The organism is Microcoleus sp. D3_18a_C4, assembly GCF_036702415.1.
Lineage (GTDB): Bacteria > Cyanobacteriota > Cyanobacteriia > Cyanobacteriales > Microcoleaceae > Microcoleus.
Genome location: NZ_JAUBTI010000003.1, coordinates 1 through 1,905 on the forward strand (window position 1 = coordinate 1; position 1,905 = coordinate 1,905).

Consider the following 1,905-nt stretch of genomic DNA (forward strand, 5'->3'; position numbering starts at 1 on the left):
TGGGATAGTTTTCCTGTTTTTGAACATTTGGGATGCCAGCCGCTTGTTCGTTAGCTGCTGGTAATGGCTGAATCGGTAAAGGAATTTCGCTGGGATAATTTTCCTGTTTTTGAACATTTGGGATGCCACCCGCTTGTTCGTTAGCTGCTGGTAATGGCTGAATCGGTGAAGGAATTTCGCTGGGATAGTTTTCCTGCTTTTGGACATTTGGGATGCCAGCCGCTGGTTCGTTGGCTGCTGGTAATGGCTGAATCGGTGAAGGAATTTCGCTGGGATAATTTTCCTGTTTTTGAATATTGGGGATGGCAACTATTGGCTGGCTGGATGTAGAAATCTCCGCCGCTTGTTCGTTAGCTGCTGGTAATGGCTGAATCGGTGAAGGAATTTCGCTGGGATTGTTTTCCTGTTTTTGAACATTTGGGATGCCAGCAGCTTGTTCGTTGACTGCTGGTAATGGCTGAATCGGTGAAGGAATTTCGCTGGGATAGTTCTCCTGCTTTTGGACATTTGGGATGCCAGCCTCTTGTTCGTTGACTGCTGGTAATGGCTGAATCGGTGAAGGAATTTCGCTGGGATAGTTTTCCTGTTTTTGGACATTTGGGATGCCAGCCGCTTGTTCGTTGGCTGCTGGTAATGGCTGAATCGGTGAAGGAATTTCGCTGGGATAGTTTTCCTGTTTTTGAATATTTGGGATGCCAGCCGCTTGTTCGTTGACTGCTGGTAATGGCTGAATCGGTGAAGGAATTTCGCTGGGATAGTTTTCCTGTTTTTGAATATTTGGGATGCCAGCCGCTGGTTCGTTGGCTGCTGGTAATGGCTGAATGACTGAGGGAATTTCGCTGGGATAGTTCTCCTGCTTTTGGACATTTGGGATGGCAACTATTGGCTGGCTGGATGTAAAATTATCAGCCGCTTCTTCGTGGTTTGCTGCTGTTAATGGCTGAATAGTTGAAGGAACTTCGCTGGGATTGTTCTCCTGCTTTTGGACATTTGGGATGGCAACTATTGGCTGGCTGGATGTAAAATTCTCAGCCATTTCTTCGTGGTTTGCTGCTGTTAATGGCTGAATTGGTGAAGAAATTTCGCGGGGATAGTTCTCGTGCTTTTGGACATTTGGGATGGCAACTATTGGCTGGCTGGATGTAAAATTATCAGCCGCTTCTTCGTGGTTTGCTGCTGTTAATGGCTGAATAGTTGAAGGAACTTCGCTGGGATAGTTTTCCTGTTTTTGAACATTTGGGATGCCAGCCGCTTGTTCGTTAGCTGCGGGTAATGGCTGAATTGGTGAAGGAATTTCGCTGGGATAGTTTTCCTGTTTTTGGACATTTGGGATGCCAGCCGCTTGTTCGTTGGCTGCTGGTAATGGCTGAATGACTGAGGGAATTTCGCTGGGATAGTTTTCCTGTTTTTGAATATTGGGGATGGCAACTATTGGCTGGCTGGATGTAGAAATCTCCGCCGCTTGTTCGTTTGCTGCTGATAAGGGCTGAATAGCTGAGGGAATTTCGCTGGGATTCTTTTCCTGTTTTTGAATATTGGGGATGCCAGCCGCTTGTTCGTTAGCTGCTGGTAATGGCTGAATCGGTGAAGGAATTTCGCTGGGATTGTTTTCCTGCTTTTGAATATTGGGGATGCCAGCCGCTTGTTCGTTGGCTGCTAGTAATGGTTGAATCGGTGAGGGAATTTCGGCGGGCGAGTTGTTCGGGTTTTGAAGGTTGGGAACGCCAGCCACTCGTTCGCTGACTGCTGCTAATGGCTGAATGACTGAGGGAATTTCACCTGAAGAGTTTTCCTGTTTTTGGATGTTGGGAATTTGGACTGGCGAGTTGTTCTGGTTTGGGATATTGGGAATGTCAGCCGCTTGTTCATTCACTGCTGGTAATGGCTGAATCGGTGAGGGAATTT

General features: G+C 47.0%; 1 protein-coding gene. It reads right to left on the reverse strand.

Annotated features, from left to right (window positions below; translation table 11 throughout):
• A partial coding sequence (locus QUB16_RS02265; RefSeq protein WP_333313721.1) for a hypothetical protein occupies positions 1–1,905 on the reverse strand: 1,905 nt, incomplete at both ends.